The 21,064-nt window shown below is 70.5% G+C and carries 14 protein-coding genes; 11 read left to right on the forward strand and 3 right to left on the reverse strand.

What is annotated here, in order from left to right:
- The first annotated feature begins 135 nt into the window (after window positions 1–135).
- Both IEY82_RS16535 and IEY82_RS16540 read left to right on the forward strand, forming a co-directional pair.
- Window positions 136–3,123 carry a PKD domain-containing protein gene (locus IEY82_RS16535; protein ID WP_225262812.1) on the forward strand — a complete coding sequence of 996 codons (2,988 nt, stop codon included), beginning with the start codon at window positions 136–138 and terminating at the stop codon, window positions 3,121–3,123.
- Between the two features lie 101 nt (window positions 3,124–3,224).
- Complete coding sequence (locus IEY82_RS16540; protein ID WP_225262810.1) at window positions 3,225–6,305, forward strand: PKD domain-containing protein; 3,081 nt, start codon at window positions 3,225–3,227, stop codon at window positions 6,303–6,305.
- 159 nt (window positions 6,306–6,464) lie between these two features.
- Here the strand turns inward: IEY82_RS16540 and IEY82_RS16545 are convergent, their stop codons facing one another.
- Window positions 6,465–7,331, reverse strand: coding sequence for an AfsR/SARP family transcriptional regulator (locus IEY82_RS16545; RefSeq protein WP_189125007.1), 867 nt, complete (start codon window positions 7,329–7,331; stop codon window positions 6,465–6,467).
- Between the two features lie 194 nt (window positions 7,332–7,525).
- On the opposite strand from IEY82_RS16545, the gene IEY82_RS16550 reads away from it, so the two are divergent.
- From IEY82_RS16550 to IEY82_RS16590, 9 genes are read left to right on the forward strand one after another with little or no spacing between them, the layout of a single operon-like run.
- Window positions 7,526–9,673 (forward strand): Agd3-related carbohydrate deacetylase, encoded by a 2,148-nt coding sequence (locus IEY82_RS16550; protein WP_189125008.1) that lies wholly within the window; start codon window positions 7,526–7,528, stop codon window positions 9,671–9,673.
- Window positions 9,670–11,097 (forward strand): GT4 family glycosyltransferase PelF, encoded by a 1,428-nt coding sequence (gene pelF, locus IEY82_RS16555; protein WP_189125009.1) that lies wholly within the window; start codon window positions 9,670–9,672, stop codon window positions 11,095–11,097. The genes IEY82_RS16550 and pelF overlap by 4 nt, the downstream gene beginning before the upstream one ends.
- Entirely contained in the window at window positions 11,094–12,509 is a 1,416-nt protein-coding gene (locus IEY82_RS16560; RefSeq protein ID WP_189125010.1) for a hypothetical protein, read from the forward strand. The genes pelF and IEY82_RS16560 overlap by 4 nt, the downstream gene beginning before the upstream one ends.
- A 20-nt stretch (window positions 12,510–12,529) precedes the next feature.
- Entirely contained in the window at window positions 12,530–13,255 is a 726-nt protein-coding gene (locus tag IEY82_RS16565) for a sugar phosphate nucleotidyltransferase (protein ID WP_189125011.1), read from the forward strand.
- Window positions 13,252–14,130, forward strand: a complete 879-nt coding sequence (locus tag IEY82_RS16570) for an NAD-dependent epimerase/dehydratase family protein (protein WP_225262808.1) — start codon at window positions 13,252–13,254, stop codon at window positions 14,128–14,130. Before IEY82_RS16565 ends, IEY82_RS16570 begins: the two co-directional genes overlap by 4 nt.
- Before the next feature lie 11 nt (window positions 14,131–14,141).
- On the forward strand, window positions 14,142–15,053 hold the full coding sequence (locus IEY82_RS16575) for a glycoside hydrolase family 191 protein (RefSeq protein WP_225262806.1): 912 nt from the start codon (window positions 14,142–14,144) through the stop codon (window positions 15,051–15,053).
- A 23-nt stretch (window positions 15,054–15,076) separates the two neighbouring features.
- A complete protein-coding gene (locus IEY82_RS16580) occupies window positions 15,077–16,384 on the forward strand; it encodes a nucleotide sugar dehydrogenase (RefSeq protein WP_189125012.1) in 1,308 nt (435 codons plus the stop codon).
- Complete coding sequence (locus IEY82_RS16585; protein WP_189125013.1) at window positions 16,381–17,340, forward strand: NAD-dependent epimerase/dehydratase family protein; 960 nt, start codon at window positions 16,381–16,383, stop codon at window positions 17,338–17,340. The genes IEY82_RS16580 and IEY82_RS16585 overlap by 4 nt, the downstream gene beginning before the upstream one ends.
- Window positions 17,337–18,029, forward strand: a complete 693-nt coding sequence (locus IEY82_RS16590) for a putative glycoside hydrolase (RefSeq protein WP_189125014.1) — start codon at window positions 17,337–17,339, stop codon at window positions 18,027–18,029. The genes IEY82_RS16585 and IEY82_RS16590 overlap by 4 nt, the downstream gene beginning before the upstream one ends.
- A 53-nt stretch (window positions 18,030–18,082) precedes the next feature.
- Here the strand turns inward: IEY82_RS16590 and IEY82_RS16595 are convergent, their stop codons facing one another.
- Both IEY82_RS16595 and IEY82_RS16600 read right to left on the reverse strand, forming a co-directional pair.
- A complete protein-coding gene (locus IEY82_RS16595; RefSeq protein WP_189125015.1) occupies window positions 18,083–19,129 on the reverse strand; it encodes a 2-oxoacid:ferredoxin oxidoreductase subunit beta in 1,047 nt (348 codons plus the stop codon).
- On the reverse strand, window positions 19,122–20,966 hold the full coding sequence (locus IEY82_RS16600) for a 2-oxoacid:acceptor oxidoreductase subunit alpha (protein ID WP_189125016.1): 1,845 nt from the start codon (window positions 20,964–20,966) through the stop codon (window positions 19,122–19,124). Before IEY82_RS16600 ends, IEY82_RS16595 begins: the two co-directional genes overlap by 8 nt.
- Between the last annotated feature and the right edge of the window lie 98 nt (window positions 20,967–21,064).

The raw sequence follows: 21,064 nt of genomic DNA on the forward strand, positions 1-21,064 counted from the left end.
TTTGCCAGCGATCGGGGCGTTGGGACGTTTTCCGAGGCCTGAGGAGGGCCGATGGGGGGAAATGGCCGTTTAGCGCGGATTTGTGCCGTGGCTTTGGCCGGAATTCTTGTCGTTTGCGGGGGACCCGCGCTGGCTGTGCAGTACCCCCAGGACAGGGTGGTCTCCGCCAACCCGGTCGACTGGACGCCCCACGTCCTGGACGGCCAGGTCAACGCCGTGGTGCAGATCGGCAACCGGGTCTTCGTCGGGGGCAGCTTCACCCAGGTGCGCGAGTTCGACAGCGCCACCGTACAGACGCGTAACCGGCTCTTCGCCTTCAACGCCACGACCGGGCGCCTGGACACGGCCTTCGTGCCCAACATGAACAACGAGGTCAGGACCCTGCTCCCGGCCCCGGGCGGGCAGTCCATCTACGCGGGCGGCTCCTTCAGCACGGTCAACGGCGCCACCAACCGCATCCTGACCAGGCTCAACACCACGACCGGGCAGGCACTGCCGGGCTTCGTGCCCAACTTCAGCGCCCGCGTGCTCGACCTGCGCCTGGCCGGCGGCCGCCTCTACGTCGGCGGCGCCTTCGCCACCGTCAACGGCCAGCAGCAGGCCGCCCTGGCCACGATCGACCCCGACACCGGCGCCTTCGACCCGTACGTCGGCCTCCAGTTCGCCGGGACCCAGAACGGCGGCACGACGCAGATCCTGAAGATGGACGTCACGCCGGACGAGACGAGGCTCGTGGCGGTGGGCAACTTCGCCACCGTCGGCGGCCAGAACCGCAGGCAGCTCGTCCAGTTCGATCTGACCGGCCCAAGCGCCACGCTCGCCGACTGGGACACCACGCGCTACACGGCCACCTGTTCCAGCTCGTTCAACACCTACATGCGCGACGTCGACTACTCGCCGGACGGCCGCTTCTTCGTGGTCACCACCACGGGCGCCTACTCCGGCGGGCCGCCGAGGCTCTGCGACACCCACGCCCGCTGGGAGACCTACGCGACCGGCGCGAACCTCAACCCGACGTGGATCAACTACACCGGCGGCGACACCAGCTACGCGGTGGCCGTCACCCCCCAGGCCGTGTACGTCGGCGGCCACTTCCGCTGGGCCAACAACCCCTTCCGCGGCGACGCGGCGGGGCAGGGCGCGGTGCCGAGAGCCGGCATCGCCGCGCTCGACCCGGTGAGCGGCATCCCGCTGACCTGGAACCCGGGACGCACGCTGGGCGTCGGCGTCTTCGACCTCACGGCCACCCCGACCGGCCTGTGGCTCGGCAGCGACACCGACCGGGTCAACGGCGAGTTCCACGCCCGGCTGGCGATGTTCCCGCTGGCCGGTGGCACGATCGTGCTGCCACCTTCGGCGGGCGCGCTGCCCGGCGACGTCTACCAGGCGGGAGCCGGCGGCACCGACGCCGTGCAGCGGCGTTCCTACGACGGCGCCACGGCCGGCCCCGTCCAGCCGGTGGACGGCGGCGGCGTCGCCTGGTCGGGCGCCAGGGGCACGGTCATGCTGAGCGGCCGGCTCTACACCGCCTGGTCGGACGGCAAGCTCTACAGGCGCACCTTCGACGGCACCGCGTTCGGGGCGCCGAGCGAGGTCAACCTCTACGGGCTGACCGACTTCGCCACCGACATGCAGAACATGACCGGCATGTTCTACCACGCGGGCCGGCTCTACTTCACCCGCACCGGCCAGAGCTCGCTCTACTACCGGGGCTTCTCACCGGAGAGCGACATCGTCGGGGCGCAGCGCACGACCGCCACCGGCAACATCACCGGGCTCAACTTCTCGCGGGTCGGCGGCATGTTCCTGGCCGGCGACAAGCTCTACCTCAGCGACAGCGTCGACGGCCGGCTCCTGCGCGCCGACTTCGCGGGCGGCCTGCCCGTGGCGGGCACGGTGGTGGCCGTCAGCGGTCCCGCGATCGACGGCGTCGACTGGCGGCAGAGAGGGCTGTTCCTGTACGCCGCGGCGGGCGCCACCGAGCCCAACAGGCCACCGGTGGCCGCGCTCACCACCTCGTGCGCCGACCTGTCGTGCACGGTGCGCAACACCGGCTCCGCCGATCCCGACGGCACGATCGTCGCCACGACCTGGAACTTCGGCGACGGCACGACGGCCACCGGCGCGCTGGCCGCCCACACCTTCCCGGGAAGCGGCACGTACCCGATCTCGGTGACCGTGACGGACGACCGAGGGGGCACCGCGACCGCGACGGCCACCGTCACGGTGCAGGGCGCCAACCAGGCGCCCACCGCCGACTTCGCGGTGATGTGCACCGAGCTGGCCTGCACCTTCGACGGCAGCCCGTCGTCGGATCCCGACGGCTCCATCACCGGCTACGCCTGGGACTTCGGCGACGCGTCGGGCGGCACCGGGCAGTCCTCCTCGCACACCTACGGCGCGCCCGGCACCTACCCGGTGAAGCTCACCGTGACCGACAACTCCGGCGCCGCGCACACGGTCACCAAGAACATCTCGGTGGTCCAGAACACCGGCGAGATCCAGTTCGTCGGCATGGCGAGGACGAGCGGCAACCAGCAGACGCACGCCCTCACCGTCCCCGCCGCCGTGGCCGGAGGCGACGGCCTGCTGCTCTTCCTCACCGTCAACACCACCGTCACGATGCCGGATCCGGCGGGCGTGACCGGCTGGACGGTCGTGGGCACCCGCGACAACGGCGGCGTGCTCACCAAGGTGTGGAAGAAGGTGGCCGCGCCCGAGGACGGCGGCGACCCGCTCTCCGTCACCCTCTCCGGACTCGCGAAGGGCGACCTCACCCTGGTCGCCTACCGGGGCACCGGCAACCAGGTGGTCGCCGCCCACGAGTCGGTCAACGAGACCGTCACGCGGGCGGAGCACACCACGCCCGCCGTCGCCGTCACGACGCCCGGCAGCTGGGTCGTGTCCTACTGGGGCGAGAAGTCGTCGGCCACCACGACGCTCGCCCCGCCCGCCGGTGAGACGGTCAGGTCCGCGCAGAGCGGCACCGGAAACGGCAGGATCACCAGCCTGCTCACCGACAGCGGAGCGCAGGTGGCGACGGGCACCAGATCGGGCCTGACCGCGACCGCCGACTCCGCGAGCCTCAGAGCCACCATGTGGAGCCTCGTCATCGCTCCATAAGGCGGAATCGCATCGGATGCCCCCCTGACCGCCGGTCACGGGGGCATCCGATGCCGCAAGCACGGGGGATCACGTTCAATTCAGCTCCAAGGAGGGTCCCGATGGGGGGACGCAAACGCGGCCTCGCCGTGGGCGGCGCGTTCTTGTGCGCGCTCGTCATGGTGTGGAGCGGTCCAGTCAACGCGGTGCAGGCACCACATGACAAGATCGTGTCAGACAACCCGGTCAACTACACCCCGCACGTGCTCGACGGGTTCGTCAACGCCGTCGTCCAGATCGGGAACAAGGTCTATGTCGGCGGTGAGTTCACCCAGGTCCAGGAGGACGACAGCCCCACCGTCCTGACCCGCAACAGCCTCTTCGCGTTCGATCCGGTCACCGGAGCGATCGACACCACGTTCACGCCGAGCGTGGACGGCGAGGTCAGAGCCCTCCTGCCCGCTCCGGACGGCGCGTCCGTCTACGTGGGAGGCGCGTTCGGGCAGGTGAACGGCATCACCAACCGCCGCCTCACCCGGCTCAGCACCACCGACGGCACCGCGCTGCCGGGCTTCACGCCGTCGGTCGACGCCCGCGTCAACGACCTGCGCCTGGCGAACGGCCGGCTCTACGTCGCGGGCGCGTTCACCACCGTGGACGGCCAGCCCCAGGCGGCGCTCGCCACGCTGAACCCGGCCACCGGGGCCCGCGACGCCTACTACGACCTCGCCGTCTCCGGCACCCACGACGGCGGCACCACCGCCGTGCTGAAGATGGACGTCACCCCCGACGAGACCCGCCTGGTCGCCGTCGGCAACTTCACCACGGTCGGCGGTCAGGCGCGGCGCCAGATCGTCCAGGTCGACCTCACCGGCCCGGCGGCGGCCCTGGCCAACTGGCAGACCACCCGCTTCGCCGACGCCTGCTCCAGCGCCTTCGACAGCTACATGCGCGACGTCGACTACTCGCCGGACGGCCGCTTCTTCGTGGTCACCACCACGGGGGCGTACTCGGGCGGCCCGCCGAGGCTGTGCGACACCCAGACCCGATGGGAGACGTACGCCACGGGCACCGGCCAGAACCCGACCTGGGCCAACTACACCGGCGGCGACACCACGTACGCGGTCGGCGTCACCTCCAAGGCGGTCTACATCGGCGGCCACTTCCGCTGGCTGAACAACCCCTTCGCCGCTGACAACGCCGGCCCCGGATCCGTCAGCCGGGAGGGCATCGCCGCGCTCGACCCGCGCACCGGCCTGCCGTTCACCTGGAACCCGGGCCGGACCCTGGGAGTCGGCGTGTTCGACCTGACCGCCACCCCGCAGGGGCTCTGGGTCGGCAGCGACACCGACCGCATCGGCAACTGGGAGTATCACGGCCGCCTGGCCCTCTTCCCGCACACCGGCGGGGCCACGGTGACCCGGCCGTTCCAGGGCGAGCTGCCCGGCACCCTGTACCAGGCGGGCCTCGGCTCCATCGTCGTCAACGACAACGTCCAGCAGCGGAGCTACGACGGCACCACGCTGGGCGCGGTGACGTCCGTGCCCAACGGCGGCCTCGACTGGTCCAGCTCCCGCGGCGCCTTCATGCTCAGCGGGCAGCTCTACACCGGCTGGTCCGACGGCAAGCTCTACAAGCGGACGTTCGACGGGACCACCTTCGGCACCGCGGCCGAGGTCAACCTCAACGGCCTGACCGATTTCGGGTCGGACCTGCAGAACGCCACCGCGATGTTCTACGCGGGCGGGCGGATCTACTTCACCCGCAGCGGCCAGTCCTCGCTCTACTACCGCTGGTTCAACACCGAGAGCGAGATCGTCGGAGCCCAGCGCTTCACCGCCAGCTCGAACGTCTCCGGCATCGACTTCAGCCGGGTCGGCGGGATGTTCCTGTCGGGCGGCAAGCTGTACTTCACCGACCGCCTGTCCAACAACTTCCGCCGGATCGACTTCGCCAACGGCGCGCCGGTGGCGGGCACCGCGGTGACGCTCAGCAGCTCCGGCGAATGGCGTCAGCGCGGCCTGTTCCTGTACTCGCCCACGGGGGCGACGGCGCCCAACGCCACCCCCACGGCGGCGCTCCAGGTGTCGTGCACCGACCTCGCCTGCACCGCCCGCAACACCGGATCGCTGGACCCCGACGGCACCCTGGTGGCCACGGCGTGGGACTTCGGTGACGGCAACACCGGCACCGGCGCGGTCGCCCCGCACACCTACGCCGCACCCGGCACCTACCCGGTCACCGTGACCGTGACCGACGAGCAGGGAGCCACGGCCACCGCCACGCAGAACGTCACCGTCCTCGGCGCGAACCAGCCGCCGACGGCCGACTTCGCGGCCACCTGCACCGCCCTGGCCTGCGACTTCGACGCCAGCCTCGCCTCCGACCCGGACGGTTCCATCGTCTCCTACGCCTGGGAGTACGGAGACTCCGCCACCGGGACTGGCCAGTCGGCCTCGCACACCTACGCCGCGGCCGGCTCGTACGACGTGAAGCTGACCGTGACCGACGACAGGGGCGGCACGCACGCGGTGACGAAGACCTTCACCGTGGCCCCGGCCTCGGCGAACATCCAGTACGTCGGCCAGGCGGCGGTCAACGGCAACCAGGTGACCCACACCGTCACGGTGCCGGCCGGCGTCGCGGGCGGCGACGGGATGCTGCTGTTCATGACCGTCAACAGCTCCGGCGTGACGATCCCCGACCCGACCGGCGTGACGGGGTGGACCCTCGTCGACACCAAGGACAACGGGGGAGTCGTCACCAAGGTGTGGAAGAAGGTGGCCTCACCCGAGGACGGCGGCGATCCACTGTCGGTCACGCTGTCGGCGCAGTCCAAGGCGGATCTGACCCTCGTCGCCTACCGCGGCGTGTCGGCGAACGTCCTGCAGGGGCACGCGGGCGTCATCGAGACGGTCACCCAGGCCGCCCACACCACTCCGTCCATCGGGGTGCCCGGCTCGGCGAGCTGGGTCGTGTCCTACTGGGGCGAGAAGTCCTCGGCCACCACGGCCTGGACCGCGCCGGCGGGGGAGACCGTGCGCTCCACCCTGGTCGGCACCGGATCGGGGCGGGTGGCCAGCCTGGTGACCGACGGCAACGCGCCGGCCGCCTCGGGCGCCCACGCCGGTCTCACCGCCACGGCCGACTCCGCGAGCCTGCGCGCCACCATGTGGAGCCTGGTCCTGGAGCCCACCCCGTGAACCGGCCGACCGTGAACCGGCCGATGTGACCGGCTGATCGAACACGAACGGGCCGCCTCTCCGGCGGCCCGTTCCGCGTTCCCGGGTCGCGTTCCGGGTCGCTTTCCCTTGGGGCGCTTTCCCCGGGTCTCGTTCCCGGGTCGCGTTCGCCGGATCGTGTCAGCCGGCGAGGCCGTGGCCGTCCGTGCCGGACCGCCTGGCGCAGACCGGGCAGTTGGTCCGCCGGTCGCGCCGATGGTGGCAGCGGCCGCGTCGCGCGTGGCCGTGGCCCGAGGCCGGCGCCACGACCAGCGCGGGGTCGCTGCTCAGGATCGCCAGCTGCAACCGGCGCAGCTCCGGTGAGGGCTCCAGGCCCAGCTCGCTACTGAGGATCCGCCGGCCGTCCTGATAGACCTCCAGGGCCTCCGCCTGGCGGCCGGTCGCGTACAGGGCGATCATGAGCTGGCCGCGGAACCGCTCCTGGAGCGGATACTCCCTGACCAGGACCGTCAGCTCGCCGATGAGACCCGCGTGCCGGCGCAGCCGGAGGTCGGCGTCGACGCGGTCGGCCAGCGCGGCGAGGCGCTCCTCTTCCAGCCGGGTGGCGTGCAGCCGCAGCAGCGGGATGTCGTGCAGGCCGGACAGGGCCGGCCCGCGCCAGTTGTCGAGACCGGCCCGGAGCAGGTCGCTGCCCTTGGCGAGGTCCTTCGCGCCGAGGGCTCGGCGTCCCCGGCGGACGAGCGCCTCGAACCTCCAGGCGTCGACGGCGTCGCCGGGCAGGCGCATGAGGTAGCCCGTCGACTCGTGCGTGATCGGCACTCCCGCTCCGAGGGTCTGCCTGAGGCGGTGGATCTGGAGCCGGAGGCGTCCGGCGCCCGCCTCACCCGCGTCGGTCCCCCAGAGGGCGTCGACGAGGGCGTCACTGCCCGCCACCGTGCCCCGGTGGCAGAGCAGCATGGCGAGCAGGCTGCGCTGTTTGATCGATCGAAGGGGTAATTGATCGTTCCCATCCCGCACTTCCAGCGCACCCAGAATGCCGAATTGCATGGGTCTCCCCCCGTGCGTGTCAGCTTATTACGACCCAAGGAAGGATATTGGGTCCGATCGTCTTGTGAAACGTTGACCGGGAAATCGCGATGAAACCGTCGAGAAACTGTCGGTAATCAGAATCGAGGCTTGGCCGGTGACATATCCGCTGGCTGTATTCCGCTTTCGCGGCCGGGAAGTCAGGTGGGATGAAAATGAGTAACATTCAGCGAATCGGATTCGCGCGACCCCGCAACTGGGCGGTCGTGGCCGGGTCGGCACTGGCGATGTGCGGCCTTTTCACGGCCAATTCCCAGGCGGCCGTGACCACGGCCGCGGACGAGCCCGGCAAGGCGCACGCCTTCCCGATCAAGGCGCCGGTGGCGCGTCCGAAGGTGGACAAGCTCGGCCCGCTCCCCACGATGACGGGCACCGTGCCCGTGCAGCGGTCCACGACGGTCGCCCGCACCAGCGCCGCGCTCACCGCCGCCGCCAACGACCGGGTGGGGCTGCGCGCCCTGGTCGTCGCCGTGGACGAGGACGACTGGGGCGTCGCGACCTGGAAGTCCGTGCTCGACCGCGTGGGCGCGGCGTACGACGTGCTCTACACCCGCACCCAACCGCTCACCGCGCAGAGCCTGCTCCAGGGCGACGGCACCGGCCGCTACAACGCGATCCTGCTGACCAACAACTCGCTGCTGCACCCCGACGGCGACGGCGGTTTCGTCAGCGGGCTCGACACCGCAGAATGGAACGTTCTATGGGCCTACGAGCGTGACTTCGGGGTGCGCCAGGCCTCCCTCTACACCGCGTACGGGACCTTCCCCGAGGACTACTGCCTGCGCGCGGGCAGCGAAGGGGGCGTCGGTGACACCCCGATCAGCACCCAGCTGACCACGGCCGGCGCGGGCGTCTTCGACTACCTCAAGTCGGGCGTCAACGTGCCGATCTCGCTGTCCTACGTCTACCGCGGCACCATCGCCGCGGGCTGCTCGGCCGACCCCGTCATCACCGCGGGCGGCGACGTGCTGGGCGTGCGCAGCACCTCGACCGACGGCCGCGAGCGGATGGCCCTCACCTTCACCTCCAACCAGTACCTGCCGCAGGCCGACCTGCTCACCTACGGCCTGTTCCGCTGGGCCACCCGGGGTCTCTTCTTGGGCGAGCAGCGCCACTACCTCAACGCCGACGTGGACGACTGGTTCAGCTACACCGACCACCTGAAGGCCGACGGCACCCTCGACACCGACCCGGGCTTCCGGCTGACCAGGTCGGACGCGGTCGCTTTCTACAACCGGCAGAACAGCTTCCGCTCGGCCAACTCGCTGGCCTCCGCCTTCAAGCTGAACATCGCCTACAACGGCGAGGGCGCCGAGCTGCTCTCCCTGCCGACGTGCCTGCTCAACCTGCCCGTCCTCGACGGGCTGACCTCCTACTCGCGCTGCCGCGCCTCGTCCTTCACCTGGATCAACCACACGTTCTCGCACCCGAAGATGAACTCGACGGACTACGGGACCAACTACTCCGAGATCCTGGCCAACCGCACCAGGGCCGGGCTCCTCGGGCTGAGTGTGGACCCGAAGGTCCTCAAGACCGGCGAATACTCCGGCCTCGGCGTCTACCACCCCGACCCTGACAACGACATCGACCCGCCCACCGACCACGGGCTGGCCGCCTCCAACCCCGAGCTGCTGCGCGCGGCCAAGGACCTCGGCGTGAAGTACCTGCACGGCAACATGTCCTTCAACAGCCACAAGCCGTCGTGCTTCAACTGCGGCATCTACCACCCGCTGGAGCCCGCCGTCATGGTGGTGCCCGACTGGCCCACCAACATCGCCTACCACACGACGACGCCGGACGAGGAGACGCTCTTCTACAACTCCTACTACGGGCCGTCGGGCAAGTTCCCCTACTGGCCGGCCAACCAGACCTACGCGCAGATCATCGGGCACGAGAGTGACGTGGCGATGCAGCACGTCATGTCCGGCTCGGTCTACACGCACACCTTCCACCAGGGCAACGCGCGCGACTACGGCTCGGGCAAGAGCCTCGTCTTCGACTGGCTGGAGGCCGTGGCGGCCAAGTACAACTCCTACTACAAGGTGCCGCTGCTCACCCCAAACTGGGGCACCCTGGCCGAATACACCGAGAACCGCACCAAGCACTTCGCCGGCCTCGGCAACGTGAACGCCGTCTACGACCGCGTGGCCGACACGGTCACCTTCACCTCCACCGCCGCCACCACCGTCTTCGCCACCAACGCCGCGGTCGCCGGCGCGACGGCGTACGGCACCGACACCGTCGGCCAGGTCACGCTGGCCGCGGGCACCCCTGTCACCGTCGCCGCGAGCGTTCGCCCGTGAAGGTGACGTTCGTCTCGGAGGGCACCTACCCTTTCGCGATGGGCGGGGTGAGCGTCTGGATGGACCAGCTCATCCGGGGTATGCCCGCCTACCGGTGGGACGTGGTCACGATGACCGTGGACGGCGCCGAACGGCCCGTCTGGGACCTGCCGGACAATCTCGACCAGGTCATCTCCATGCCGTTGTGGAAGACCGACTACCGGCGCTCCCCGCGGGCGCCGGGCCCGGCCTTCGAGCAGGCGTACGAACGTTTCCTCCACATGGTGCTGACCCCGGCCGTCATGGGCGCGGGCAGCGCGGAGTTCCTGGAGGTGCTGGAGGCGCTCTTCAGGTACGCCCACGCGGGCGGTGACCTGGCCGGCGCGCTCACCACCAACGAGTCGCTGACCCAGCTCATGGACTCGTGGTACTGGAACAGGACAGACGGGATCAACCTGGCCGACGCGATCACCGCCGGCCATCTCATGGGTCACATGCTGCGTCCGCTGGCCGAGCCGCCGCTGCGCACCGACCTGACCCATGTGGCGATGAACGGCCTGAGCATGCTCGTCGCGATGGTCGCCAAATGGCAGTACGGGACCCCCATCGTGCTGTCCGAGCACGGCGTCTACCTGAGGGAGAGATACCTGCAGTACGTCAACGAGCCGGTCTCGCACGCGGTCCGGGTGCTCCTGCTCAGCTTCTTCCGGAGGCTGGCGGGAGCCTCGTACGTCGCGGCCGACCGCATCGCGCCCCACTCCTCGTACAACAAACGCTGGCAGATCCACAACGGCGCCGATCCCGACCGGATCCGCATCATGTACAACGGCGTCGACCCCTACGACTTCCCGCTGGCCGAGACGGAGCCCGAGACGCCGACCCTGGTCTTCATGGGCCGGGTGGACCCGCTGAAGGACCTGCACACGCTGATCCGGGCGTTCGCCATCGTCCGGGACAAGATCCCGGACGCCCGGCTGAGCATCTTCGGCGGCGTGCCCTTCGGCAACGAGTCCTACAAGGAGAGCTGCGCCGCGCTCGTCGCCGAGCTGGGGCTGCAGGACTCCGCCATCTTCGAGGGCCGGGTGTCCAGCCCGGTCGACGCCTACCACGCGGGCCACGTGGTGATGCTCACCAGCATCTCCGAGGGCTTCCCCTACACCGTGGTCGAGGCCATGGCCTGCGGCCGGCCGGTGGTGTGCACCAACGTCGGCGGGGTCGCCGAGGCGGTGGCCGACGCCGGTTTCGTGGTGCCGCCCCGTGACCACGTGGCCGTCGCCGACGCCGCGGTCCGCCTGCTGAAGGACGCCGCCCTGCGCCGCAGGCTGGGGGCGATCGCCCGGGGCCGGGTGCTCGACCGCTTCACGTTGCGGCAGTCGCTGGACGACTACCGCGGCGTCTACGAGGAGCTCATCCCGGTCGGCGGCGGCCCGGAGGCCCACGGATGACGACCCTCGCGCCCGATGAGGGCGCGGCCCGCCTCGACGAGCTGATCCAACCTCTGGGCACGCGCGTCTTCAGGGCCGTCGAACCCCTGCAGATGGCCGCCATCCTGGAGTCCGAAGGTCTCAACGACAAGATCGCCCGCGAGAGGTACGGCCATCCCGACGTGTTCTCGCTGGCCGAGGCGGCCTATGGGCGCGTCGCGCTCATGGAGCCGCCCCGGCCGCCCGCCGCGCCGGTGCTCCGGCAGGCCCGTCCGGCCGCGCAGATGGCGCACGGGCTGCTGTACGCGCTGCCCGCCGCCCTGCTGCCCGCCGCCTCGGGGCTCGTGGGCCCGCAGTGGCTGATGCCGGGGCTGGTCCTGACCACGGGGATCGGCTGGGTGATCGGCAGCGCCGCCGCGCAGATCGCCTACTCGCTGATCGGCCGCGGCTTCCCGCGCTCGGCCGGGCGGATGCTGCGGGCCGGGCTGGTGCTGGGCGTGAGCGCGGCGGTGCTCACGGCGACGGTGATCGCGGTGGTCAGGGACGGCCCGGTGTCGCTCGTCGCCCTCTGCGTGACGCAGATGGCGTTCCAGATCGCCTCCGGCATCCTGCTGTTCTACCGGCGCGAGGCGTGGCTCGCCATCATGATGCTGCCCGCCGTGCTCGCCGGGGTCGGCTACGTCGCCGTCGGCGAGGGCCCGGCCGGTCTCATGGCGGTCTGCCTGGGCGTGGTCTGCGTCGCCGGCCTCGTGGGGGCGGCCATCCTGCTGACCCTGAGGGAGGGCGTCGCCGCCGACCCGCCCGCGAGCGAACCCCGGCTGCGGACGCTGCTCCGGGCCAACCTCGGCGGCCTGCTCCCGTCGTTCGTCTTCAGCCTGCTGAGCGCGCTCTTCCTGCTCCAGGCCGAGGCCCGTTACGTCCTCGACCGGACCGACCTCGCCATCGCCGGCGCCGGGCTGGTCTTCGGCATGGGCGTGCTCGAATACCGGGCGCACCGCTTCCAGGACGAGGCCAGGACCCTGATCCGCGAGGTCTGCTACCCGGCCGAGTTCACCGAGCTGACCCGTGGACTGCTCGCCAGAGGGCTGCTGATCTGCCTGTCCGTGCTGTCCACGCTCGCCCTGCTGCCGCTCACGTTCCTGTACGCCACCGACGCGCTGTCGTACGGGGCCGCGGTCATGGCCGCCGCCCACGTCACCGTCGGCGGCTCCTACTTCGTCGCCTTCCTGCTGGCCAGCCAGGGGAAGGTGGCGCACCTGTGCCTGGCGCAGGGCCTGGCCCTCGCCGTTCATCCGGGTGGCCGCTGGCTGCTGCCCGACCCGCACTCCGCCCTGGCCGACGTGACGCTCTTCCTCACGGCCGGGCTCGTCTTCTTCACGGTGCTGCTCGTCCTCATGGCCCGGAGTCTCAGGGACGTCCAGCGGTATCGCTGACCCCGCAGAAGGGAACCGCAATGCACGTCGTCATTCTGGCCGGTGGCAAGGGTGTTCGCCTGCGTCCGTACACGTCGGCCCTGCCCAAACCGCTGGTGCCCATCGGCGAGGAGTACGCGATCCTCGACATCATCCTGCGGCAGCTCACCTCGCAGGGGTTCACCGACGCGACGCTCGCGGTGGGGCATCTCAGCCCGCTCATCCGCGCGTTCGTCGGCGACGGCTCCCGCTGGGGCCTGACGGTGGACTACACGGAGGAGGTCAAGCCACTGTCCACCATCGGCCCGCTGTTCCCGATCAGGGACCGGCTGCCCGACGACTTCCTGGTGATGAACGGCGACGTCCTCACCACGCTCAACTACGCCGAGCTGCTGACCCGGCACACCGGCTCGGGCATGCCGCTCACGGTCGCCACCTCGCCGCGCGTCGTGAAGATCGACTTCGGGGTGCTCGAAGCGCAGGGCGGGCGGATCGTCGGCTTCAAGGAGAAGCCCCTGCTCAGCTACCTGGTGAGCATGGGGGTCTACGCCCTGTCGCGCGAGACGATCGCGCACTACCAGGACGGCCTGCCGTTCGGCTTCGACGAGCTGGTGCTCGACCTGCTCGCGAAGGACACCCCGCCGGGCATCTACGAGTTCGACGGCTACTGGCTCGACATCGGGCGGCCCGACGACTACGACGAGGCCAACGCCCGGTTCGACGAGATCCGGCCGCAGCTGCTGCCGTCACCGGAGCGGGTGCGATGACCGGCGTCGTGCTGTTCGGCGCCACGGGGTTCCTGGGCCGCCAGGTGAAGGACCGGCTGGCGGCGGACTCCCGGGTGACCCAGCTGCTGTGTCCCGGCAGGGCCCGGCTCGACCTGCTCACGGCGTCGGTGGCCGACGTGGCCGACCTGCTGGCGGCGGCCCGGCCCTCGGTGGTGCTCAACTGCGTGGGCCGGCTGTCGGGCGGATACGACGAGCTGGTGCGCGGCAACGCCGGGGTCACCGCGCTCCTCATCGAGGCGATGGCCCAGGTGACGCCGAAGGCCAGGTTCGTCCGCCTGGGATCCGCCGCCGAGTACGGCCCGGCGCGGCCGGACCACTCGCTGCGCGAGCAGGACGCGGTGTGCCCGGTCAGCGCCTACGGCGTCAGCCACCTGGCCGGCACGCTCCTGGTCGAGCAGGCCGCCGCCGAGGGCAGGCTCGACGGCGCCTCGCTGCGGATCTTCAATCCCATCGGCCCCGGCATCAGCGGCGAGAGCGTGCTGGGCCGGGCCCGGACGCTCCTCGACCGGGCGGTCACGGACGGGCTCGATCGCATCGACCTGGGCCCGCTCGGCGCCTACCGCGACTTCGTGGACGTGCGTGACGTGGCCGAGGCGGTGGTGAGCGCGGGCTTCGCCGGCGAGCTGACCGAACGGGTCTTCAACGTCGGCAGCGGCGTCGCGGTCGCGGTCCGCGACGTGGTGGCGCTGCTGGCCCAGGAGTCGGGGTTCGCGGGCGAGGTGCGGGAGAGCGCGCGGGGGTCGGCCCGGTCCCAAGCCGTCGACTGGAGCCGGGCCGACATCGGCCGGGCCCGGCAGGTGCTGGGCTGGCAGCCCCGGTTCCAGCTCGGCGACTCGGTCAAGGCGATGGTGTGAGGGGAGCAGGGGTGCGTTCCTTCCTGCACGCGGGGGTCGCGATGGCCACGCTGGCGTCCTGCGCGTCCTGCGCCACCGGCTCGCCGGCCGCCGGTCCGCGGGGGCTGGGCGAGATCTCCACGTTCACGTACGTCCTGGAGAAGTACCCGAAGGGCCGGCTGGACGAGCTGGCACGCGCGCCGCACCAGCTGGCCATCATCGATCTCTCCCGCGACGGCACGGTCAAGGGCTACTTCACCCGCGAGGAGATCGCCCGCCTGCGGGGCAGCGGCAAGAAGGTGCTCGCGTACTTCGAGATCGGCTCGATCGAGGAGTTCAGGACCGAGTATCGCCCGCTGCGTGACCGGCACGCCGACCTGCTGCTCAACGTCTGGAAGGACTGGCCGGACGAGCACTTCGTGAAGTACTGGGACCCGCGCTGGTGGGACCAGGTCGTCAGGCCGAGGGTCGACCAGGCGCTGCGGGCCGGCTTCGACGGGGTCTATCTCGACACCCCGCTGGCCTACGAGGAGATCGACCTGGCCCGGGTGCCGGGCCGGACCCGGGACCGCCTGGCCCGCGACATGGTCGACCTGATCGTCCGGATCAGCGCGTACGCCAAGCGGAGCCGCCCCGGCTTCGCCGTCCTCCCGCAGAACTCCCCGGAGCTCCGGCACCACCCCGGATACACCCGGGCGATCGACGGCATCGGCATGGAGGAGCTGTTCTTCAAGGCGACGGACGATCCCTGCGACGAGGAATGGTGCGGCGAGAATCTCGCCAACGCCATGGCTCTGCGCCGGCAAGGGAAAGTGGTGCTCGCGACCGACTACGCGAGTTCGGCGGCGAATGTCATGAATGCCTGTTCCCGTTATCGAAAACTCGGCATAGCGGGAAATGTCACCACAGTTGCCCTTGATCGCATCAGCCCGCCCTGTAGGTAAAACTAGCCAGAAAGGAGCCAGAAATGCCGAAAAAAGTCGGCATTGTCGGCATGGGTTATGTGGGTCTGACGCTGGCCGCCGCCCTCGGGCGGCGCGGCTACACCGTCCACGGTGTGGACGCCAACCCCAGCGTGGTCGAGGCCCTGTCCAACGGCCGGATCCATGTGTTCGAGCCGGGAGTGGAGGAGGCCTTCGAGGAGTTCCTCGGCACCTCGATCCACATCTCCGACCGGCTGCCCGCCGCGCCGCTGGACGCGGTCGTCCTGTCAGTCTCGACCCCCGTCGACCTGTCCACGGGCGTGCCCCAGCTGGACAACCTCGCCGCGGCGGCCGAGCAGGTGGCCGAGGTGTGCGGCCCGGAGACCCTGGTCGTGGTCCGCAGCACGGTGCCGATCGGCACCAGCCGCGCGATCGTGCTGCCCGTGCTCACCGCCCGCTGGGGCCGGGCGCGGCTGGTCATGGCGCCCGAGCGGACCATCCAGGGGCAGGCGCTCCGCGAGCTCGTCGAGCTGCCCCAGGTCATCGGCGGGCTCGACGAGGACAGCCTGCGGGCCGGCGTCGAGCTGTTCGAGGGGCTCGCCGACCAGATCGTGCCCGTCTCCAGCCTGGAGACGGCCGAGATGGTCAAGCTCTCCAACAACTGCCACACCGACCTGATCTACGCCTTCGGCAACGAGCTGGCGCTCATCGCCGAGCAGAACGGGCTCGACCCGCTGGAGGTCATCCGGGCCACCAACCTCGACTATCCCCGGCCCGACCTGGCCAAGCCCGGCTACGTCGGCGGCGGCTGCCTGTCGAAGGACCCGTACATCATGCTGGCCAGCGCGGGCCCGACGCACCGGCCGTACCTGGTGGGTCAGGCCCGGTCGCTGAACGAGCGGCTGCCCGCGCACGTCGCCGAGCGCGTCGTGGAGCTGGTCGGCGAGGCGTTCGGCCGCACCGAGGGCATCAGGCTGTCGGTGCTCGGCTGGGCCTACAAGGGCTGGCCCGCCACCGACGACATGCGCGGCACGCCGATCGCCGACATGATGCCGGTCTTCACCGCCGCCGGCCTGACCGTCCAGGGACACGATCCCCTGGTCGCGGACGAGGTCATCCGTGCATACGGCGGCGAGCCCGTCAGCCTGGACAAGGCGTTCGCCACGGCCGACGCCATGATCATCATCAATGACCACCCCGACTACCGGGGCATCGAGGTCGAGGCCAGGCTCGCCTCCTGCGGCCTGCGCGTGCTCTTCGACTCGTGGCGCATCCTCGACGAGGACGCGGTGGTCCGGCACGGCGTCCGCTACGCCGGCATCGGTTATCTGGCGAAGGAGCGCGCGTCATGAGAGTCCTCCTGCTGGGCGGGGCCGGGTTCATCGGGCTGCACCTCGCCCGCCGGCTGCTCGCCGACGGACACGAGGTCACCGTCGTCGACGACTTCTCCCGCGGCCGCCGCGACCCCGCGCTGGCCGAGCTCGCCGCGCAGGCCGACGTGAGATCGGCAGACCTGACCGACCCGGCGTCCTACGCGGCCATCGAGCGGGGCTGGGACCAGATCTACCTGCTCGCCGCGGTCGTCGGCGTGCGGAACGTCGAGTCCGACCCGGCCAGGGTCATCCGGGTCAACACGCTCGCGCTGATGCACCTGCTCGACTGGCTCGGCCCGGACGACCGGCTGTTCTTCGCCTCCACCAGCGAGGTGTACGCGGGCGGGGTCAGCGCGGGCACGGTGCCCGTCCCCACCCCGGAGAGCGTGCCGCTGATGATCGAGGACGTGGGCTCCGCGCGCTTCACCTACGCCGTCAGCAAGCTGCTCGGCGAGGCGGCGGTCCTGCACACCGCCCGCGCCAAGGGGTTCACCGCCGTCATCGGCCGCTTCCACAACATCTACGGCCCACGGATGGGCGCCGACCACGTCATCCCCGAGCTGGCGCTGCGGGCCACCCGCGGCGAGAACCCCTTCACCCTGTACGGCTCGGAGCAGAGCAGGGCCTTCTGCTACGTCGACGACGCCACCGAGGCGATGGTCCGGCTCATGGCCACCCCGGCGGCCTCGGGGCGGATCGTGCACATCGGCGACGACTCCGAGGAGACCAACATCGGCGACCTGGCCAAGCTCGTCCTGCGCGTCGCGGGCGCCGACCCCGCCATCCGCGAGGTGCCCGCCCCCAAGGGCTCGGTCGCGCGCCGCTGCCCCGACCTCACCCTGCTCCGCGAGCTCACCGGGTACGAACCCCGCGTCTCCCTGGAGGAAGGGGTTCGCCGGACCTTCGAGTGGTATCGGGAGTCGTGGACGGCATGACCCAGCCCATCGCGTTCTACTACGGAGCGGGGGAGCTGGAGCGGCTCTCCCAGTTCGACAAGGTCGTCCTGCAGGCCGACTTCTACCCCAGGCACGAGCTCGACCTGCTGGGCGAGAGAGGAGTCCAGACGCTGGGCTACCTCTCACTGTCGGAGGACGTCGGGCCGCCCGCGCCGTGGCACCGCCCCGAGCGCAACCCCGACTGGGGCGGCGCGTTCGTGCACGTGGACGACCCTCGGTGGGTGGCGCACGTGGTGGACCAGGCGACGTCGGCCATCGCGGCCGGCTTCGACGGCCTGTTCCTCGACACGCTCAACCTGGAGCAGACCTACCCCGAGGACCTGCCGCACCTGCTCACCCTGATCGCGGCGATCAGGGAGGAGGCCCGGCCCGCGTACCTCCTGGCCAACCGGGGGTTCGGGCTGCTGCCGAAGCTCGCCGACCTGGTGGACGGCGTCCTGTTCGAGTCGTTCTCGGCTCGCTGGGTCGACACCGAGAGCTACGCGCCCTGGCCCGACGACGTCCTGGAGGCGCACGCGTCGGTGGCCGAGCGCCTGCTGGAGCTCGACGTCGACCTCTACGCGCTGGACTACGCCGACAGCGACGAGCTGACCGACTTCGCCCAGCGGCGGGCGCGGGAGTTCGGCATGCTCTGCTTCGTCAGCGACCGGGTGCTGTCACGCATCTGACCTCGGCCGCGTGCCGCCGCTTGAGGGCGGCGGCACGCGTCGCGACCGGTGTGTCAGCCGATGCGCCAGGTGTCGCCGCCCATGAGCAGCCCGCCGAGGTCGCCTGGCCCCTTCTGGGCCACGGCCTCGTCCAGCTGCTCGGCCATCAGCACGTCGTACGCGGGTCGGTCGACCTGTCGGAAGATGCCGATCGGCACGTGCTCGAAGGACGGCTCGTCCAGCCGCGACAGCGCGAACGCCAGCGACGGGTCGGGGCGGTGCGCGTCGTGCACCAGGATGCGGTCGTCGGCGGCCTCGGCCCTCGGGACCACCTCGATGCCGCCGCCCGCCGCGCGTACGACCGCCTTGGTCGCGGACGCGATCGGCTGCCCGTGCTCCAGGCGCAGCGTGATCTCGTCGCGGACCTCGGGGTCCTTGAGCGGCTCGAAGGCGTTGTCGTTGAAGATGTTGCAGTTCTGGTAGATCTCCACCAGCGAGGTGCCGCGGTGGGCGGTCGCCTCGCGCAGCACCGACTGCAGGTGCTTGCGGTCGGAGTCGAGCGTCCTGGCGACGAACGAGGCCTCGGCGCCGAGAGCCAGCGAGATCGGGTTGAACGGCTTGTCCAGCGACCCCATCGGCGTCGACTTGGTGATCTTGCCGACCTCGGAGGTGGGAGAGTACTGGCCCTTGGTCAGGCCGTAGATCCTGTTGTTGAACAGCAGAATGTTCAGGTTGACGTTGCGGCGCAGCGCGTGGATCAGGTGGTTGCCGCCGATCGACAACGCGTCGCCGTCACCCGTGATCACCCAGACCGACAGGTCGGGCCGGCTGGCCGCGAGCCCGGTCGCGATCGCCGGCGCGCGGCCGTGGATCGAGTGGAAGCCGTAGGTGTTGAGGTAGTAGGGGAAGCGCGACGAGCAGCCGATGCCCGAGACGAACACGATGTTCTCGCGCCGCAGCCCCAGCTCGGGCAGGAAGCTCTGCACCGCGGCCAGGATCGCGTAGTCGCCGCAACCGGGGCACCAGCGCACCTCCTGGTCGGACTTGAAGTCCTTCAGGGTCTGCTTGGCGTCGGTCTTGGGGATGAGCGTCAGGCCCTTCCCGTTTACCAGCTCAGTCACTGTCGATCACGTCCTGGATCACTCCGGCCAGCTCCTCGGCCTTGAACGGCAGGCCGCGCACCCGGTTGTAGCTGATGATGTCGACGAGGTAGCGCGCCCGCAGCAGCAGCGCCAGCTGGCCGAGGTTGATCTCGGGCAGCAGCACCTTGTCGTAGTGGCGCAGCACGTCACCGGTGTTGGCGGGGAGCGGGTTGAGGTGGCGCAGATGCGCCTGCGCGATCTTGCCGCCGCTCTTCCTGATGCGCCGCACGGCCGCCGCGATCGGGCCGTAGGTGGACCCCCAGCCGAGGACGAGCACGCGGGCGTCGCCGTCGGGGTCGTCGACGTCCAGCTCGGGCACGTCGATCCCGTTGATCTTGGCCGCGCGGGTCCTGACCATCAGGTCGTGGTTGTTGGGATCGTAGGAGATGTTGCCCGTGCCGTCGGCCTTCTCGATGCCGCCGATCCGGTGCTCCAGACCCGCGGTGCCCGGGATCGCCCAGGGGCGGGCGAGGGTGTCGGGGTCGCGCTTGAACGGCAGGAACTCGCCGTCCGCGCCGTTGGGGGCGGTGGTGAACTCCTGCGAGATGTCCGGCAGCTCGGAGACGTCGGGCAGCCGCCATGGCTCCGAACCGTTGGCCAGGTAGCCGTCCGAGAGCAGCATGACCGGAGTGCGGTACTTGACGGCGATCCGGGCCGCCTCGATGGCCGCGTCGAAGCAGTCGCTGGGCGACATCGGCGCCACGACCGGCACGGGCGACTCGCCGTTGCGGCCGAACAGGGCCATCAGCAGGTCGGTCTGCTCGGTCTTGGTCGGCATGCCGGTGCTCGGGCCGGCCCGCTGCACGTCGACCACGATCAGCGGCAGCTCGGTGGTGACCGCCAGGCCGACGGTCTCGGCCTTGAGCGCCACCCCGGGACCCGACGTCGTGGTGACGCCGAGCGCCCCGCCGAACGCCGCGCCCAGCGCCGCGCCGACGCCCGCGATCTCGTCCTCCGCCTGGAAGGTGCGGATGCCGAACTCCTTGTGCCGCGACAGCTCGTGCAGGATGTCGCTGGCCGGGGTGATCGGGTAGGAGCCGAGGAACAACGGCAGCTTCGACTGCACCGAGGCCGCGATCAGCCCGTAGGCCAGCGCCTGGTTGCCGGAGATGTTGCGGTAGACGCCCGGGGTCAGCCTGGCGGGCTTGACCTCGTACGACACCGAGAACGACTCGGTGGTCTCGCCGTAGTTCCAGCCGGCCTGGAAGGCGGCGATGTTGGCCTTGGCGATCTCGGGCTTCTTGGCGAACTTCTGCTCAAGGAAGGAGATCGTGTGCTCGGTCGGCCGGTGGTAGAGCCAGGAGAGCAGGCCGAGGGCGAACATGTTCTTGGACCGCTCGGCGTCCTTCTTGGACAGGTCGAAGCCCTCAAGGGCCCTGACCGTCAGCGACGTCAGCGGCACCGCGTGGACGCGCCACTCGCTCAGCGAGTCGTCGTCGAGCGGGCTGGCGGCGTAGCCGACCTTCTGCAGGTTGCGCTTGGTGAACTCGTCGGTGTTGGCGATGATGTCGGCGCCGCGCGGCAGGTCACCGAGGTTGGCCTTGAGCGCGGCGGGGTTCATCGCGACGAGCACGTTGGGGGCGTCGCCGGGAGTGAGGATGTCGTGGTCGGCGAAGTGAAGCTGGAAACTCGACACGCCTGGCAGGGTGCCTGCGGGCGCGCGGATCTCGGCTGGGAAGTTGGGTAGCGTCGACAGGTCGTTGCCGAATTCGGCCGTGCCAGCGGTGAAGCGGTCGCCGGTGAGTTGCATGCCGTCGCCGGAGTCTCCGGCGAACCTGATGATCACCCGGTCGAGTTGCTGGACCTGCTTAGTCACAGCTCAGTCCTCCTCGACGCGCCAGGATGCGGTCGCTGTGGCGCGTAGTCAGTTTCCATGCTAGATCCTCGCGAGGGTCAACACGTTTCCCTCGCCGC

The sequence above is a fragment of the Nonomuraea cavernae genome, assembly GCF_014646355.1.
GTDB classification, from domain to species: domain Bacteria; phylum Actinomycetota; class Actinomycetes; order Streptosporangiales; family Streptosporangiaceae; genus Nonomuraea; species Nonomuraea cavernae.

Bases quoted from the DNA above. Each gene is read 5' to 3' on its own strand.
- IEY82_RS16540 (WP_225262810.1), top strand. From the start codon at position 3,225: ATGGGGGGACGCAAACGCGGCCTCGCCGTGGGCGGCGCGTTCTTGTGC.
- IEY82_RS16545 (WP_189125007.1), bottom strand. From the start codon at position 7,331: ATGCAATTCGGCATTCTGGGTGCGCTGGAAGTGCGGGATGGGAACGAT.
- IEY82_RS16550 (WP_189125008.1), top strand. From the start codon at position 7,526: ATGAGTAACATTCAGCGAATCGGATTCGCGCGACCCCGCAACTGGGCG.
- IEY82_RS16560 (WP_189125010.1), top strand. From the start codon at position 11,094: ATGACGACCCTCGCGCCCGATGAGGGCGCGGCCCGCCTCGACGAGCTG.
- IEY82_RS16565 (WP_189125011.1), top strand. From the start codon at position 12,530: ATGCACGTCGTCATTCTGGCCGGTGGCAAGGGTGTTCGCCTGCGTCCG.
- IEY82_RS16570 (WP_225262808.1), top strand. From the start codon at position 13,252: ATGACCGGCGTCGTGCTGTTCGGCGCCACGGGGTTCCTGGGCCGCCAG.
- IEY82_RS16580 (WP_189125012.1), top strand. From the start codon at position 15,077: ATGCCGAAAAAAGTCGGCATTGTCGGCATGGGTTATGTGGGTCTGACG.
- IEY82_RS16585 (WP_189125013.1), top strand. From the start codon at position 16,381: ATGAGAGTCCTCCTGCTGGGCGGGGCCGGGTTCATCGGGCTGCACCTC.
- IEY82_RS16590 (WP_189125014.1), top strand. From the start codon at position 17,337: ATGACCCAGCCCATCGCGTTCTACTACGGAGCGGGGGAGCTGGAGCGG.